This window comes from Streptomyces sp. yr375, from assembly GCF_900110755.1.
Classification (GTDB): domain Bacteria; phylum Actinomycetota; class Actinomycetes; order Streptomycetales; family Streptomycetaceae; genus Streptomyces.
The window spans coordinates 116,967-135,130 of record NZ_FOFF01000001.1; the positions used below are offsets into that span (position 1 = coordinate 116,967).

The 18,164-nt window shown below is 74.8% G+C and carries 7 protein-coding genes; all 7 read left to right on the plus strand.

What is annotated here, in order from left to right; translation table 11 throughout:
- The first annotated feature begins 112 nt into the window (after nt 1-112).
- Nucleotides 113-7,633 (plus strand): amino acid adenylation domain-containing protein, encoded by a 7,521-nt coding sequence (locus BMZ82_RS00505; RefSeq protein WP_305729197.1) that lies wholly within the window; start codon nt 113-115, stop codon nt 7,631-7,633.
- 135 nt (nt 7,634-7,768) lie between these two features.
- Nucleotides 7,769-9,259 carry an argininosuccinate lyase gene (locus tag BMZ82_RS00510; RefSeq protein WP_371270792.1) on the plus strand — a complete coding sequence of 497 codons (1,491 nt, stop codon included), beginning with the start codon at nt 7,769-7,771 and terminating at the stop codon, nt 9,257-9,259.
- Nucleotides 9,259-10,260, plus strand: coding sequence for a GHMP family kinase ATP-binding protein (locus BMZ82_RS00515; protein ID WP_093770416.1), 1,002 nt, complete (start codon nt 9,259-9,261; stop codon nt 10,258-10,260). The genes BMZ82_RS00510 and BMZ82_RS00515 overlap by 1 nt, the downstream gene beginning before the upstream one ends.
- Before the next feature lie 2 nt (nt 10,261-10,262).
- Nucleotides 10,263-12,539 carry a pyridoxal-phosphate dependent enzyme gene (locus BMZ82_RS00520; protein WP_093770418.1) on the plus strand — a complete coding sequence of 759 codons (2,277 nt, stop codon included), beginning with the start codon at nt 10,263-10,265 and terminating at the stop codon, nt 12,537-12,539.
- A gap of 84 nt (nt 12,540-12,623) precedes the next feature.
- The gene (locus BMZ82_RS00525; protein ID WP_093770420.1) at nt 12,624-12,848 is read left to right on the plus strand and encodes an MbtH family protein; all 225 of its coding nucleotides are present in this window, start codon (nt 12,624-12,626) and stop codon (nt 12,846-12,848) included.
- Complete coding sequence (locus tag BMZ82_RS00530; RefSeq protein ID WP_093770422.1) at nt 12,841-14,688, plus strand: condensation domain-containing protein; 1,848 nt, start codon at nt 12,841-12,843, stop codon at nt 14,686-14,688. The genes BMZ82_RS00525 and BMZ82_RS00530 overlap by 8 nt, the downstream gene beginning before the upstream one ends.
- A complete protein-coding gene (locus BMZ82_RS00535; RefSeq protein ID WP_177244316.1) occupies nt 14,685-17,975 on the plus strand; it encodes a non-ribosomal peptide synthetase in 3,291 nt (1,096 codons plus the stop codon). The genes BMZ82_RS00530 and BMZ82_RS00535 overlap by 4 nt, the downstream gene beginning before the upstream one ends.
- Nucleotides 17,976-18,164: the final 189 nt, after the last annotated feature.

Sequence of the window (18,164 nt, forward strand, 5' to 3'; positions counted from 1 at the left end):
GCTCGTGTCACGTGTTCCGGGGACCGGCAGGTCGGGACTTATTCGAAACGCCGTGCGCGCCTAGCGTGGGATTCGCCCAGCAGGTGAATTGGTGCCGCGCGTCAGAAAAGGCGTGACGGTCGAGGGAGTCGTCTTGGCCACTCACGTTCCGATCGTTCCGGCCGTTCCGGTCGTCCAGGTCGCTCCGGTTGTTCAGGGAGAACCGTCCACAGAATTGTCCGGGGAGGCTGCCGTCGCCCTTTTCCGGGCCTCGCGAGCGCAGCAGCGGATGTATTTCCTCCAGGAGATGGAGGACGGCAGGCCCACGTACCACATGCCGGTCTTCTGCGTGTTCGACGCCGACGTGGACGTGGACGTGGACCTGATACGGGTCTGCGCGCAGCGCCTGCTCGACCGGCACGAGGCGCTGCGCACCCGGTTCGCCCTGGGCGACGGGGATTTGACGCAGTACGTGGACGCCGCCGCCCGGCTCGACTGGTCGGTGGAGACGGTGGAGACGGTGGACGGCAGCGGGGCCGAGGGAACACGGCGGTGGCTGGACGCGCAGTACCGGCGGCCCTTCGACCTCGCCGCCGGGCCCCTGTTCCGGGCCGCCCTGCTGCGCCGCCCGGAAGGCGCCGTACTGGCGCTCGGGATGCATCACATCGTCGGCGACGGATGGTCCGCGGAAATTCTGCTACGGGAACTCCTCGGGGAATACGCCGCCGGATCGGATCACGGCGATCACATTCGCGTCGAGGAACCGGAATTCCAGTACGCCGATTTCTCCGAATGGCAGGAGGAATGGCTGCGCGGTCCGGCCGCCGAGCGGCAGCTCGCCTATTGGGCCGGGCAGTTGGGCGGTGAGCTGCCCGCCTCCGCGATCCCCGCCGACCACCGGCCGACGGCCACGCCCGGCCCCGAGGCTCCCGCGCCGCGCACGGCCGCCACGTACGAGGTGCCGCTGCCGGACGCCGTGCTCGGGCGGCTCGACCAGGTCTGCCGGGACACCGGCAGCACCCGTTTCATGGCGCTGCTCGCCGCCCTCCAGATCGTGCTGGGCCGCTACTCCGGCACCGAGGACGTCCTCATCGGCACCCCCGTCGCCGGTCGCAGCCGCAAGGAGTTCGCGGACACGGTCGGGCTGTTCGTCAACACCCTCGTGATCCGTGCGGACCTCACCAAGGACCCCCGGTTCCATGACCACGTGAGCAGTGTGCGGGACACCGTCGCGGACGCCCAGGACCACCAGGACCTGCCGTTCGAGCGGATCGTCGAGCACCTCAACCCCGGGCGCAGCACCGAGCGGGCCCCGTTCTTCGACGTGCTCTTCGGCTTCCACGACGAGGACGCGGCCACGGCGGAGCTGCCCGGCCCCCGCGTCCGGCTGCTCGAAGGGCCCGCCGACACGGCCAAGTTCGACCTGACCTTCGACATCGTGCAGTCCGGCGGTGGGGTGCGCCTCCGTCTGGAGTACCGGGCCGACCTCTACCGGGCCGCCACCGTCGAGCGGTTCACCCGGCACTATCTGCGGCTGCTCGACGCCGCCGTCAGCGCGCCGCACCTGCCGCTGTCCGCGCTGCCGATGCTCTCGGACGACGAGCAACTACCCCTTACGTCCAAGCCCGCCGCGCCCGCCGCGCCCGCCGCGCTCGCCATGCCCGCTGCGGCTGCTGGCCCCGCGCCCTGCGCCCACGAGGTGTTCGCCGAGCACGCCGCCCGCACACCCGACGCCGTCGCCGTCACCGACGGCGAGCGCCGTGTGGGCTACGGCGAGCTCGACCGCCGTGCCAACCAGGTCGCCCACCGCCTGCGCGCCCTCGGCGTCGGTCCCGGCACCCTCGTCGGCCTGTGCGTCCCCCGCTCCGCCGAACTGGTCGTCGGCCTGCTGGGCATCCTCAAGGCGGGCGGCGCGTATCTGCCCCTCGACCCCGACAACCCGCCGGAGCGCCTGCGCCACATCGTCGGCGACGCCGGCCTCGGCCACGTCGTCGGCACCACCGCGACCCGCCCGCTGTGGGACGCCCCGGACCTGCGCGCCGTCGACCTGGTGGCCGACGCGGCCGAACTGGACCGGCTGCCGGGCACCGCCCCCGACAGCGGTGTCACCCCCGACGGCCTCGCCTATGCCATCTACACCTCCGGCTCCACGGGACGCCCCAAGGGCACCCTGGTGCCGCACCGCAACATCACCCGGCTGTTCTCCGCGACGGACCACTGGTTCGGCTTCGGCGCCGACGACGTCTGGACCCTCTTCCACTCCATCGCCTTCGACTTCTCCGTGTGGGAGCTGTGGGGCGCGCTGCTGCACGGCGGCCGGCTCGTCGTCGTGCCGTACGCCACCAGCCGGTCCCCGGAGGAGTTCCACCGGCTGCTGCGCGACGAGAAGGTGACCTTCCTCAACCAGACGCCGTCGGCCTTCCACCAGCTCGACCGCGTCGACGAACAGTGCCCTGACCGAGTCCAACTCGCCCTGCGGCAAGTGGTGTTCGGCGGCGAGGCGTTGGACGTCGGCGCGCTGCGCGGCTGGTTCCGGCGGCACGGCGACGCGGCGCCCCGCCTGGTGAACATGTACGGCATCACCGAGACCACCGTGCACGTCACCTACCGTCCGCTGACCGCTCGCGACGCCGAGGAAGGACGCGGCAGCGTCATCGGCGTGCCCATCCCCGACCTGCGGCTGCACCTGCTGGACGGGCGGGGCAGGGCGGTGCCGCAGGGCGTCGTGGGTGAGCTGTACGTCGCCGGGGCGGGTCTGGCCCGCGGCTATCTCAACCGGCCCGAGCTGACCGCCGAACGCTTCCCCACGCTTCCTTCGGGGGAGCGGCTGTACCGGACCGGCGACCTCGCCCGGCTGCGCACGGACGGCGAGCTGGAGTACCTCGGCCGCATCGACGACCAGGTCAAACTGCGGGGCTTCCGCATCGAGTTGGGCGAGATCGAGGCGGCCCTCACCGCCCACACCGGAGTCGCCGCCGCCGTCGCCCGCGTGGTCCCGGACGCCACCGGCAACCCGCTCCTGACCGGGTACGTCGTACCGGCCGCACAGACCGCAGAGACCTCCTCGGACGGCGCGGGCCCCCTCTCCGCCGACGTGTTGCGCGCGCACCTCGCCGCCCGGCTGCCCGGCTACATGATCCCCGGCGCGTTCGTCACCCTGCCGGCGTTCCCCCTCACCGCCAACGGCAAGGTCGACCGGCGCGCCCTGCCGGTCCCCGGCACCGAGGGGGCGGCGGCCCTGGGGTCCGGCGCCGCCCACGAGCCGGCGTGCGGGCCGGTCGAGACGGCGCTCGCCGAGATCTGGCGGGAGGTTCTCGGGCACGAGCGGATCGGCGCGCTCGACAACTACTTCGCCCTCGGCGGCGACTCCATCCGCTCGCTCCAGGTGCTCGCCCGCGCCCGCGACCGCGGACTGCGCTTCGCCGTCGCCGACCTGATGCGGCACCAGACCGTGCGCGGTCTCGCCGGGGCGGTCGTCCGGGACGGGGACGGGGACCTGGACGCGCCGTCCGACGAGCCGTCGTATCAGCCCTTCTCGCTGCTGGCCGACGCGGACCGCGCGGCGCTGCCCGCCGGGCTGGACGACGCCTACCCGATGACACGGCTCCAGGCCGGAATGCTGTTCCACAGCGACCTGCCCGCGGGCGCAGGCCGGGTGTACCACAACGTCGCCTCCTACCACATCGAGGCACCCTGGTCCGAGCGGGCCTGGCGGCGGACGGTCGCCGAGGCCGGGGCCCGGCACGAGATGCTGCGCACCTCCTTCGACCCGCACGGATTCGGCGAGCCCCTCCAACTCGTCCACCGCGACGCCCGCCCCCGCATCACCTTCGAGGACCTGCGCGGGCTGGACGAGACCACGCGGGAAGCGGCCGTCGCCGCACGCTACGAGGCCGAGCGCGCCCGCCCGTTCGCCTGGGACGACGCGCCGCTGATCCGCTTCCACGTGCAGCGCCGCACCGACACGGCCTTCCAACTGCTCATCGCCGAGCACCACGCGGTCATGGACGGCTGGAGCGAGCGCTCCCTCCTCACCGAACTCGCCTCCCGCTACGTCCGGCTCTGCGCCGACGAGTACGAGTACGAGTACGGGGACGGGGAGGGGAACGGGGACGACGGTGCCACGCCGCCTGCCCCCGCGCCGCGGTCCCGTTTCGCCTCCTTCGTCGCACTGGAACTCGCCGCGCTCGCCGACCCCGCCCAGCGGGACTTCTGGAACGAGGTGACCGAGGGCGCACCCGTGACCCGGCTGCCGCGCGGCACCACGGCCGCCGGACCGCCCCGGATGACCTGGCACCACGCACCGCTGCCCGCCGGGCTCCACGAGCGGCTGTCCGCGCTCGCCGCCGCACTCGGCGTGCCGCTGCGCATCGTCCTGCTCGCCGCGCACGCGCGGGTCATGGCGCTGATGGGCGGCGGCGACGAGATCACCACCGGCGTGGTGCTCAACGGCCGTACCGAGGAGGTCGACGGCGACAAGGTCGTCGGCGCGTTCCTCAACACCCTGCCCTTCCGCCTCGCCCTCACCCGGGAGAGCTGGCGGGACCTCGTGCGCCGCGTCGCCGACCTCGACCTGCGCGTGCACGACCACCGGCGCTACCCGCTCGCCGAGGTCGTGCGCCGCAACGGCGGGGCCTCGCCGTTCGAGACCTTCTTCAACTACACCCACTTCCACGTCGAACAAGGCAGGCCGTCCGGCGCGGAGTTCACCGTCCTGGAGGAGACCGGGGAGGCCGCCACCGACGTCGCGTTCGGCGCGGAGTTCTCCCGTACGCCCGACGGCCGTCTGCTCGAACTCGGCCTGCGCTACGACGCGGCGCGGTTCACCGCTGAACGGATCGCCGCGGTGCACGCCTCCTACACGGCGGCGCTGCGAGCCCTCGCCGACGCCCCCGACCAGGACTGCTTCGCCTCCGACCTGGTCCCGCCGCAGGACCGCCGTCGCCACGCCGCGTGGAACGACACCGTCAAGCACTACGAACTTCCGCACACGCTCGTGGAGTTGATCGACCGTCAGGTGCGGCTGACGCCGGACGCGACGGCGGTCCGCTTCGACGGCGCGGGGCTCGGCTACCGGCAGCTCGACGAGAGCGCCGAACGCCTCGCCGCCCGGCTGCGAGCCCTCGGGGCCCGCCCCGGCACCTTCGTGGGTCTGCTGATGGACCGCTCCCTCGCGCTGCCGGTGGCCCTGCTCGGGGTGCTCAAGTCCGGTGCCGCGTATGTGCCGTTGGACCCCGAGCACCCCGAGGCGCGCACCCGGGGGCTGCTCGCGGAGGCCGGCATCCGCCTGGTCGTCGCGGACGGCCAACTGGCGGGAAGGTTGGGGGAGTTGGGGCCGGATGCCTGCGCCGACGACTCCGCTTCCGTCGACGCCTCCGGTGTCACCGTCGTCGTCGCGGACGAGCCGTGGCCGGACCCGGGAGCCGAGTCCGCCTCTGCCCCCACCCCCGAAGCCGTCGCCGCCGGTCCGGACGATCCCGCCTACATGATCTTCACCTCGGGTTCGACGGGCACCCCCAAGGGTGTGGTGGTCTCCCACCGTGCGATCGCCAACCGGCTGCTGTGGATGCAGGACGCCTACGGGCTCACCCCCGGCGAACCCGTCCTGCACAAGACGCCCTACACGTTCGACGTGTCGGTGTGGGAGCTGTTCTGGCCCTTGCTCACCGGCGCCACGCTCGTCCTCGCCCGGCCCGGCGGCCAGCGGGACCCCGCCTACCTGGCCGGTCTCGTCGACGAGGAGGGCGTCAGCACCGTGCACTTCGTGCCGTCGATGCTCGGCGTCTTCCTCGACGATCCCGTCGCGGTGCGGCTCGCCGCCGGTCTCACCCGCGTCGTGTGCAGCGGCGAGGCCCTGCCGCACGAGGTGCAGACCCGCTTCTTCGACCTGCTGCCGGACGTCGAGCTGCACAACCTGTACGGCCCGACCGAGGCAGCCGTCGACGTCACCGCGTGGCGGTGTCGGCCCGACGCCGGGGACACCGTGCCGATCGGCCGGCCCATCGCCAACATGCGCACCCACGTCCTGGACGCCCGCCTGTCCGAGGTGCCGACGGGCGTCACCGGCGAGCTGTTCCTCGAAGGCGTCGGACTGGCCCTCGGCTACCACGGGCGCCCGGACCTGACCGCCGAGCGGTTCGTCGAGCACACCGGCCCGGACGGCGTCACCCGCCGCCTCTACCGCACCGGCGACCTCGCCCGGCACCGGGCGGACGGCGCCCTCGAGTACGCGGGGCGCACCGACCACCAGATGAAGATCCGCGGTTTCCGGGTCGAGCCCGGCGAGATCGAGGCCGTACTCGCCGAGCACCCCTCGGTCGGCGGCTGCGCGGTCCTGCTGCACGGCGAACGCCTGACCGGCTACGCGGTCGTCACCGGCGACGGCGCGGCGGACGAGGCCGCGACCCGTGCGGGACTGGACTCCTACGCCCGCACCCGGCTCCCGGGCCACATGGTGCCCTCGGCGTGGGTGCTGCTCGACGCGCTGCCCCTCACCCGCAACGGCAAGCTCGACCGGGCGGCGCTGCCCGCCCCGGACCCGGCGCACACACTCCGCCGGGCTCCGTCCCGGCCGCCCCACGGTGCGACCGAGACCCGTCTCGCCCGCATCTGGGAGGGGCTCCTCGGCACCGGACCGGTCGGCGCCCACGACGACTTCTTCGCCGCGGGCGGGCACTCGATCGACGCCCTGCGCCTCATCGGCCGGATCAACGAGGCCTTCGGCGAACGCCTGTCGGTGTCCACCGTGCTGGAACACCCGACCGTGGCCCGGCAGGCACAGGCCCTGCGCGCCGGGCGACGGCCCGAGCGGCCGGACACCGTCGTGCGCATCCGGCCGGACGGCGACCTGGCCCCGCTCTTCCTCGTCCACCCCGTCGGCGGCAACGTCCTGTGCTACCGCGCACTCGCGACAGCGCTACGACCGGGACGGCCGGTGTACGGCCTGACGGCACCGGGTCTGACGGCCCCCGCTACCACTACCGCCGCCGTCCCGGCCACCGTGCCGGAACTCGCCGCCGTCCACGTCGCCGCCCTGCGCGAGGTCCGGCCGCACGGCCCGTATCACCTGGCCGGCTGGTCCCTCGGGGGGCTGCTCGCCTACGAGATGGCCCACCAACTGCGGGCCGACGGCGAGGAGGTGGCGACCCTCACCCTGCTCGACACCGCCTATCCCGGGACCACGGACGTGCCCGCCGACGAGACCGCCCTGCTGGAGTGGTTCCACGACGACCTGGCCCGGTCGGCCGGGGCGGACCCGGACGACGCCGCGCGCGACGCCCTGCGTGCCGCACTGCTCACGGCCGCCGACACCCCGGCCCGGCTGCGGGCCGTCGCCGCCGCGCTCGCCGCGGACGGCTCCGCACCGGCCTTCGAGAGCGGCGAACTGGCCCGCCATTACGCCGTCTTCCGCACCGGCCTGCTGGCCGCCGCCCGTTACCGGCCCCCCGTGGCCACGGGGCCCGTGCACTTCCACCAGAGCACCACCGGCGCCGCCCTGCACGCCGCCGACCGCTGGGCCGACCGGGTGCCGGACGGTCTCGTACGACACGACTGCGACGCCGATCACTACGCACTGGTGCGGGCCCCCTACGTAACGGCAGTCGCCGCCGCCCTCGACGCGGCCCTCGACCCGGCCGCGCACCGCTCCCGGTGACGGCCGCCCCTCCCCGCGCACCACGACCACCCACCCACCGCACCCCACGGAACGGACACCATCACAGTGACGAGCCAGCCACCGGCGCCCGCCGTCGGACTCAGTGGCCGCATTCGCGGCGGGCCGAGTGATTTGTTGCATGACGAAGTGCTCGCCCCGCAGTTCCGGTTCGAGATCCGCCATCTGCTGGGCCACTACACCGCCATCGAGAAGACCCTGGCGGCCGAGTACGCCCGTATGGGACTGCTCAGCGCGGGCGAGTCCCGTTCCGTCGCCGCTCTTCTGGACGAGGTGGGCCCCGAGACCCTCACCGCCCGGCCCGACGCCAACATGTCCGACATCGCGTTCGCGCTCGAACGGCACGTCGAGGCCGGACTGCCGGCGCCCATCGCGCGCTGGCACGTCGACCGCAGCCGCAACGACCTCCAGGCCTGCGCGCAGGCGATGTTCGGCCGCGACCAGGTCGCCGGGCTCGCCGCCGCCCTGCTGGACCTCTGCTCCGTCGTCCTCGAACGCGCCGAGGAGAACCGCGAGTTGCCCATGCCCGGCTACACGCACTTCCAGGCCGCGCAGATCATCACCCCCGGCTTCCATCTCGCCGCCCTCGCCGAGCAGTTGCTGCACACCCAGCGGCGGCTGCTGCACACGTACGACGGGATGAACGCCTGCCCGCTCGGCGCCGGGGCGATGGCCGGACAGGAACTGCCCTGGGACCGCGTCCGGATGGCCCGCATGCTCGGCTTCGACCGCCCGCAGCCCAACGCCCTCACCGCGGTCGCCTCCCGCCGCTGGAGCGCCGAGGCCACCGCCGAACTCAGCCTGCTCGGCGCGGCATTGAGCCGCTTCGCCACCGACCTGCTCACCTGGGGCGGCAGCGAGTACGGCTTCATCGAGCTGCCCGACGAGCTGTCCGGCATCTCCTCGGCGATGCCGCAGAAGAAGAACTACCCCGTCCTGGAACGGATCCGGGGCCGCACGGCCCACCTGACCGCCTTCCACGCCGACGTCCTGCTCGGCCAGCGCAACACCCCCTTCTGCAACCTGGTGGAGGTCTCCAAGGAGGCCGGCACGCACGTCCTGGCCGCATTCGACTCCGCGCACGGCACGGTCCGGCTGCTCACCGAGGTGATGCGCCGGATCGGCTTCCGCGCCGACCGCATGCGCGCGGTGTGCGAGCGCGAGTACCTGGGCGGCTTCAGCCTCGCCAACGCCCTCACCCTCACCGAGGGCGTGCCGTGGCGGACCGCGCAGGTCGTCGCCGGGAAGTACATCGTGAGCGCCGCCGGGGCCGGGGCGGCGCCCCACCCCGGCGAGCCGGACCTGCTGACCAGGGCCGCCGCCGAACACGTCCTGACCCTCGCCGACCCGACCGGACTGCTCGCCGACGCCTTCGACGTGGACCGTGGCCTCGACCGCCTGGTCTCCGACGGCTCGGCCCGCCCCGACGCCGTACGGGAGGCGCTGCGCACCCAGCGCGACGCCCACGAGGAGCTGCGCGCCGCCTGGGAGCGGCGGTCCGAGGCCGTGCGCGCGGGTACCGCCGAGACGGCCCGCGCACTGGCACCGGTGCCCCAAGGTGCGGTCGGCGCGGGAGCCGGTCGTCTGGCGCGGGCGGGGGAGCACTGATGCCGCCGGTCTCGCCCAGCGGCCTGGTCGCCGCCCCTGCCTCCGCCCCCGTCCTCGACGTCGCGCCGCGCGCCGGGACCGGGCATGCCTTCGGCACCTTCGGTGAGCTGCTCCAGGGGGCTCTGCCCGCCCCCGACAGCGACTTCCTGGTCACCTTCCCGCTGGCCCGCTGGGCCACCGCCGTCTTCCGGCCCGCCCCCGAGCGGCGGGCGGTGCGGGTCGCGCCCGGGCACAAGGGCAAGTCCCGGCGCGTCGCCGAGGCCGTCCTGGCCGCGCTCGGCGAGACCGGCGGCGGGCTGCTGGAACTCGGCGGCGACCTGCCCGAGGGCAAGGGCATGGCCAGCTCCTCCGCCGACCTCGTCGCCACCGTACGGGCCGTCGGCGCCGCCTTCGGGCGGACGTTCACCCCGGCGCAGACCGAGGCGTTCCTGCGCGGCGTCGAACCGGCCGACGGCGTGATGTACGACGAGATCGTCTGCTTCCACCACCGGGCCGTGCGGCTCGGCCGCAGACTCGGCACGCTGCCCCCGCTCGCCCTCGTCGCCCACGACGAGGGCGGACAGGTCGACACCGTCGCCCACAACCGGACCGCGAAGGCGATCGGGACCGCCGAACGGCACGAGTACGCCCGGCTCCTGGACCGACTGGCCGGGGCCGTCGCCACAAGCGACCTGCCCGCCGTGGGCGAGGTCACCACCCGCAGCGCCGAACTCAACGGCCGCCGGCGCGCCCGCACCGGGTTCGCCGAACTGCGCGCCCTGTGCCGCGAGGTCGACGGCCACGGCCTGGTCCTCGCCCACAGCGGCACCCTGCTCGGCGTCCTCCTCGACGCCCAGGACCCCGAACTCGACGACAAGGCCGAGCACATCCGCGCCGGCTGCGCCGCGCTCGGCGGCGAGGTGTCCGTCCACCGTGCCCTGGGCGCCGACGACGACTGGGCCCCCGGCCCGCACCCGGCACCGCCGGCCACCGCCCGCACCGCCCACCGAATGGAGAGCTGAGCATGCTGTTCGACACGCTGACCGACGCGATCGGCCGCACGCCGCTCGTCCGGCTGCGCCTGGGCGCGCAGCGCGGGGTGGAGGTCTACGCCAAGCTGGAGCTCCAGAACCTGTTCGCGATGAAGGACCGGGTCGCCCGCAACATCGTCCTGGAGGCCAGACGGCTCGGCATCCTGCGCCCCGACGCCCCCGTGGTGGAGAGCTCCTCCGGCACCATGGCGCTCGGCGTCGCCCTCGTCGGCCGCTCCCTCGGCCACGACGTGCACATCGTCACCGACCCGCGCATCGACCCCGTCACGCTGGCCAAACTGCGCGCCCTGGGCTGCCGTGTGCACATCGTCGAGGCGATGACCAGCCACGGCTGGCAGTCCGCCCGGCTGGAGCGGCTCGCCGAGCTGATGGCGGAACTCCCCGGCGCGTTCTGGCCCCAGCAGTACACCAACCCCGACAACCCCGGCGCCTACCGCGACCTCGCGCGTGAACTCCTCGACGACCTCGGCCACCTCGACACCCTGGTCGGCGCCGTCGGCAGCGGCGGCTCGCTGTGCGGGACCGGCCGGGCGCTGCGGGAGACCCTGCCCGCCGTGCGCGTCGTCGGCGTCGACTGCGTCGGCAGCGCCCTGTTCGGGCAGCCCGACGTGCCGCAGCGGCTGCAGAGCGGCCTCGGCAACAGCCTGCTGCCGAAGAACCTCGACCGCTTCCTCGTCGACGAGGTCCACTGGCTCAACGACCACGAGGCGTTCGCCGCCACCCGCGAACTCGCCCGCGAACAGCAGATCTTCGGCGGCAACACCTCCGGCTCGGTGTACCGCGTCCTCACCGACCTGGCCCGGCGGGCCGAGCCCGGCTCCCGCATCGTCGGCATCCTGCCCGACCGGGGCGACCGCTACGCCGACACCGTCTACAGCGACGAACACTGGGACGACCACGACCTGCGCGCCCTGCCGACCGCCGACCGGCCGGCCGTCGTACCCGCCGGGACCGCCGTCACGACCTGGTCCCGGCAGTCCTACCGCACCCCCGCCGACCTGCGCCGGCACCTCGTCTTCGTCGAGTCCAACACCACCGGCACCGGCATTATCGCCCTCGACCTGGCACGGGACCGGCTCGAGACCGTACCCGTCCTGCTGACCGGCGACCCCGGCCGCTACCGGGGGCTGGCGGCCACCGGAGCCGAGGTGATCCGCTGCGACACCAACTCCGACGCCGCGCTGCGGGCCGTGCTCCAGGACCGCTTCCGCCGCGAGGAGATCGCCGGGATCACCACCACCAGCGACTTCTACGTCCCCGCCGCCGCGCGGCTGGCCCGCTGGCTCGGCCTCCCCGGCAACCCGCCCGAGGCGGTGACCGCCTGCCGCGACAAGTCGGCCCTGCGCGCGCTGCTGGACCGCGCCGGGGTGCGCCAGCCCCGGTACGCGGTGGTGCGCGAGCCCGGCGAGGTCGCCGCCGCCGTCGCCCGCACCGGGCTGCCGTGCGTGGTCAAGCCCGCCGACGACTCGGGCTCGGTCAACGTCCTGCTCTGCGCCGACGAGGCGGCGGCCGTCGCCCAGACCGAGCGGATCCTCGCCGTCACCACCAACGCCCGGGGGATGCCGACCGCGCGGACCGTCCTCGTCGAGGAGTACCTCGACGGCCCCGAGTACAGCGTGGAGATGTTCAGCCAGGACGGCCGGGCCGAATGCGTCGGCATCACCGCCAAGTCCGTCACCGGCACGCCCCACTTCGTGGAGCACCGCCACCTCTTCCCCGCACCGCTCCCGGCCGGTACGGCGCAGCAGGTCACCGAGACGGTGACGGCCGCCCTGGACGCGGCCGGCATCCGGCTCGGCGCCACCCACACCGAGGTGAAGCTGACCGCCGAGGGACCGGCCGTGGTCGAGATCAACCCGCGCCCCGCAGGCGGCATGATCCCCGAACTCGTCCGGCTGGCCTGCGGCGTCGACCTGCTCGAACAGCAGCTCAAGGCCGCGATCGGACTGCCGCCCGACCTCAAACCCGGCCACGGGGCCCACGCGGGCATCCAGTTCCTGCTCGCCGACGCCGACGGGGTCCTCGACGCCCTGGACGGCGTGGCGCGGGCGGCGGCCGTGGACGGCGTCGAGGCGGTGACCGTCACCGCCGCGCCCGGCACCGCGATCCGGCGCGCGCGCAGCGCGGGCGACCGGATCGGGCACGTCATCGCGTGCCGTCCGAGCCCCGAGGGGGTGACAGCGGCGCTGGACGAGGCACGGGCCCTGGTCCGGCTCACGGTCGACGCCCACCGCCACCCCGCTCACTGAACCGCTTCCATCCCACTGTGCGCCGTACGAACCCGACCCGTACGGCGTCCCCACCCACCCACCCACTCATTCAGGAGACCCGCCATGAGCAACCCCTTCGAGAACGACGACGCCCTCTACCTCGTCGTCCGCAACGACGAACTCCAGCACTCGCTGTGGCCGGCCGACCTCCCCGTCCCGGCCGGCTGGACCACGGTCCACGGCCCGGCCGGCCGCCAGGACTGCCTCGACCACGTCGAGCAGCACTGGACGGACATGCGTCCCGCGTCCCTGGTCGCAGCCCTCACCGGGGACCCGGCCCGTGCCTGAGCCCGTACGACACCTGTCCGGCCCCGGCTCGCCGCCCCCGCCCCCGTCGCCGGCCGGGGCGGCCCCGGCCGCGAACAGCCCCGCGGACAGTCCCGTGGACGTCCTTCGGCGTCTCGTCGCCCAGGTGCTGGGGCTGGCCGCCGAGGCCGTCGGGCCGGGGCACGGGTTCACCGAGCTCGGTGGTGACAGTATTCAGGCCATTCAGGTCGTCAGCCGGGCCCGGGCGGCCGGGCTGCTGCTCACCACCCGTGACGTCCTGCGCAGTGAGAGCGTCGCCGCACTCGCGGCCGGCGCCCGCGCGGCGGACGGCCCCGGGGCGAGCGGGAAACCCGCCCAACCCCCGCGCCGCACCGGCCCGTTGGCCGCGACTCCGATCATGGCGTGGCTCGGCGGCCTCGCCGGTCCCGTCGACACCTACCACCAGTCGCTCGTGGTCCGCACCCCCGCCGGGTTCGGCGCCGAGCACGCCGTACGCGTCGTGCGGGCCCTGCTCGACACGCACGACGTGCTGCGGCTCACGGTGCCCGGCGGGGCGGGCGCCGCAGCCGAGGGATGCTTCGTGCCGCCGGCGGGCACCGTCGACGCGCGCGCCCTGGTCGAGCACCTCCGCGCGCCCGACGCCGCCGACGCCGAACTGCCCGCCCTCACCACCGACCGGATCCGGGCCGCCCGGCGACTGCTGTCCCCGGCGGACGGCGTCATGCTGCGCGCCGTACTCGTCGACCGCGGCCCCGCCCGACAGGGCCGACTCGCCCTGGTCGTACACCACTTGGTCGTGGACGGCGTGTCCTGGCGCATCCTCCAGGACGACCTGCGCACCTGCTGGGCGCGGCTCGCCGCGGGCGAGGACGCCGTCCTCGAACCCGCGCCGACGCCGTTCGCGCACTGGGCGGACCTGCTGCGCGCCGACGCCACCTCCGGCCGCCGGATGGGCGAGGCGGCGCGCTGGACCGAGACGCTCCGCCCGGCACCCGAACCCCTGGGCGGCGTCTGCCCGTTGGACCGGCTCGACGCCGAGACCGCGGACCACCGGCTCACCCTCACCCTGCCCCCGGAGGTGGCCGGGCCGCTGCTCACCGTCGTGCCCGGCGTCGTCAACGGCACCGTCAACGACGTCCTGCTCACCGGACTGGCCCTCGCGATCCTCGCCTGGCGACGCCCGGTGACGGGCCCGGCGGACGGCGGCACGGTCCTGGTCGACGTCGAGGGCCACGGCCGCGAGGACATCGCGGGCGCCCCCGACCTGTCCCGCACCGTCGGCTGGTTCACCACCGTGTACCCGGTCCGCTTCGACCTCGGCCGGCCCGACCTCGACGACGCCCGCACGGGCGGCCCCGCCGCCGGATCGGTCCTGCGCACGGTCAAGGAGACCCTGCGGGCCGTCCCCGACCACGGCATCGGCCACGGCCTGCTGCGCCACGCCAACAGCCGCACCCGCACCGGCCTCGCGGCCCTCGGCGTCCCCGAGATCGGCTTCAACTACCTCGGCCGCTTCCCCCTCGGCGACACCGCCGACTGGGCCGCCGCCCCCGGGCACGACTTCGCCCTGGACGAGGCCGACGACGGCCTGGCCATGGCCCACGCCGTGGAGGTCAACGCCGCCGCCCACGAGGGCCCGGACGGCCCCACCCTGCACGCCACCTGGACCTGGGCGGGCAACGCCCTTCCGGCCGACCGGGCGCACGCCCTCGCCCACGAGTGGTTCGCGGTGCTGCGCGCGCTCGTCCGGCACGCGTCCGAGCCCGGCGCCGCCGGACTGACCCCGTCCGACGTGTCCCTGCCCGGCCTCGGCCAGGCCGAACTCGACGCCTTCGAAGCCCAGTTCGGAGAACTGCTGTGATCCCCCTGTCCCACGCCCAGCGCCGCCTGTGGTTCCTGTCCCGCGACGGCGACCCCGACGGCCTCCACAACATCCCGGTGGGGCTGCGCCTGTACGGGGACCTCGACCGCGCCGCCCTCACGGCCGCCCTCGCGGACGTGACCGACCGGCACGAAGCCCTGCGCACGGTCTTCCCCCACCAGGACGGCGTCCCCCACCAACGCGTCCTCGACCCGGGCACCGCCCCGCCCTGCGCGGTCACCGTCGGCCCGGCCCGCGAACACCCGCACCGCGCGCGGGAGGCAGCGGCGCGGCCCTTCGATCCGGCCACCGAACCGCCGCTGCGCGCCCACCTGTTCACCGACGCCGCGCAGGAGCACTACCTGCTGCTCGTCCTGCACCACATCGCGGGCGACGGGGCCTCCCTCGACGTCCTGCTGCGCGACCTGTCCGCCGCCTACACCGCCCGGCTCCTCGGCGGCGAGCCGGACTGGCCCGAACTCCGCGTCCAGTACCCGGACTACGCCCTGTGGCGGCACGACGTCCTCGGCGACCCGGACGACCCCGACTCCGAGCACCGCCGACAACTCGACCACCGGGCCCGCGCGCTCGCCGGTCTCCCCGAGGAGCACACCCTCCCCACCGACCGGCCCCGCCCCGCCGTCGCCTCCCACCGCGGCGCGGTCGTCACCGCCGAGGCCGGCGCGGCCGCGCACGCCCGGCTCGCGGGTCTCGCCCGCGACCGGCGCGCCACCGTCTTCATGGCCGTCCAGGCGGCGTTCGCGACCCTGCTCACCCGCCTGGGCGCGGGCACCGACCTCGCCCTCGGCTGCCCCGTCGACGGCCGCGACGACGAGGCACTCGAACACCTCGTGGGCCTCTTCGTCGACACCGTCGTGGTGCGGGCCGACACCTCGGGCGACCCCGCGTTCACCGACGTCCTCGACCGGGTCCGCGACGCCGTCCTGGACGCCCACGCCCACCGGGACGTGCCCTTCGACGCCCTCGTCGAACGGCTCAACCCGCCCCGCTCGCCCGGCCGTCACCCCCTGTTCCAGATCGCGGTCGCCGGCCGCCGGGACAGCGGCGGCGAGCCGGTCCTCCCCGGCCTGCGGACCCGGACGGAACCCGTGCGCACCGCCACCGCCAAGTTCGACCTGACCCTCGAGATCGACGAGCGCCACGACCCCGACGACGGCCGACCGGCCGGGATCGGCCTCGCCCTCGAATACGCCGCCGACCTGTTCGACGCCGCCACCGCCCAGCGGCTCCTGGACCGCCTGACCCTCCTCCTCGACGCGGTCGCCGCGGCCCCCGCCGCCCCGATCGCCACCCACGACCTGCTGACGCCGGAGGAGCGCGCCGCCGTCACGGCCGACTGGCAGGGCGCGCCGGCCGTGCCCCACGACACCACCGTGCACGCCCTCTTCGCCGAACGCGCAGCCGCCCACCCGGACCGCCCCGCAGTCGTCCACGGCAACCACGAGACGACGTACGGCGCACTGGACGCCGCCTCCGACCAGGTGGCGACCCGCCTCGCCGCCCTCGGGGTAAACCCCGGCGACCGGGTGGCCATCCTCATGGACCGCTCCGCGGAACTGATCGCCGCCTGCCTCGGCGTCCTGAAGTCCGGAGCGGCCTACCTACCCCTGGACGCCCGCGCACCACACACCCGTTCAGCGGCGGTCCTCTCCACCGCCGAGACGTCGATCCTCATCACCGCCCCCGGCACGAACACGGACGGCTTGGGCGTGCGGCACATCCTGCGGCTGGGTGCCGGTGACGGCGGGGCCGCCGGTGCCGATGGCTTGGGTGCGGACGCTGTCGGCCTGGGTGTCCCGCACGCCTTGAGTCTGGGTGCCGGTGACGGTGGGGACGACAGTGTCGTGCCGACAGCTCCCGTGCGGTCGGCTCGTGTCGGCGGGTGTCCCGACGGGCTCGCCTACGTGATGTACACCTCCGGTTCGACCGGCGCGCCCAAGGGCGTCGCCGTTGCCCATCGGGAGGTCGTCGCTCTTGCCCTGGACCGGCGCTGGCGCGGCGGTGCCCATGAGCGGGTCCTGTTTCGCTCCCCGCACGCCTTCGACGCCTCCACCTACGAGCTGTGGGTCCCGCTGCTGAACGGCGGGCTCGTGGTCGTCGCCCCGCCCGGCGACCTGGACGTACTCGGCCTCGCCCGGCTCATCGGCGAACAGCGGGTCACCGGCACCTTCCTGACGGCCACGCTCTTCAACGAGCTGGCCGACCGCTGCCCGCAGCGGCTCGGCACGCTGCGCGAGGTGATGACCGGCGGCGAGGCCGCCTCCCCGGCCGCCGTCCGCCGGGTCCGCGAGCACTGCCCGGACACCACCGTGACCAACGCGTACGGGCCGACGGAGACCACCACGTTCGCCGCGGTCTTCCCCCTCGCCCCCGGGCGCGAGATCCCGGCCGGACAGGTGCCGATCGGACGCCCCCTGGACGGCACCCGTCTCCACGTCCTCGACGACCGTCTCGCCCCCGTCCCACCCGGCGTCACCGGCGAGCTGTACATCGCCGGGGCCGGTCTCGCCCAGGGCTACCTGGGACGCCCCGGGCTCACCGCCGAACGCTTCACCGCCTGCCCGTACGGCCCGTCCGGCACCCGGATGTACCGCACCGGCGACCTGGCCCGCTGGACGGCGGACGGCCAGATCGAGTACCTCGGCCGCGCCGACCGGCAGATCAAGATCCGCGGCCTGCGCATCGAACCGGGCGAGATCGAGAACGTCCTCGCGGGCCACCCGGACGTGGGCCGGGCCGCGGTCACCGTCGTCCCGACCCCCGCCGGACCCGTCCTCGCCGGCTACGCCGTGCCCGCCGAGGGGAGGCGGCCCGACCCGGTGGCGCTGCGCGCGCACCTGCGGACCGAACTGCCGGACTGGATGGTCCCCTTGACGGTCACCGTGCTCGACCGCTTCCCGGTGACGTCCAACGGCAAGACCGACCTGGCCGCACTCCCCGCGCCGGGGCCCGCCGCGGGGGAGCGGCTCCACCAGGCACCGAGGAACGACGCCGAGCGCGCGCTCGCCGCCCTGTGGGAGCGGCTGCTCGGCGCGGAACGGATCGGCGTCCACGACGACTTCTTCGCCCTGGGCGGGCACTCCCTGCTCGCGACCCGTCTCCTCGCGGAGGTGCGGTCCCTGCTCGGTGCCGCCGTCACCGTCCGCCAATTCTTCGCGGGCCCCACGGTGGCCCAACTCGCCGAGGCCGCGACGACGGCCGCCGCGACCGCCCCCGCCGACGAGCCCCCGGTCGCCCGCCGAACCCGCCGCCCCACCCTCACCTGACCCAACCGAGGGCGACCCGAGGGCGACCCGAGGGCGACCCACGGGCGGGCCGCGGCGCGGGGCGGGTCCCGTCGGGCCCTACCGCTCACGCCCGACCGGCTCTGCCGGGGGGCAGTGGTCCGGTCCTCGCCGGTCGTCCCCGACCAGTGGCCGAGTCCCGGCCCTCCGCGTCCCGCACGGCTGAGCAGT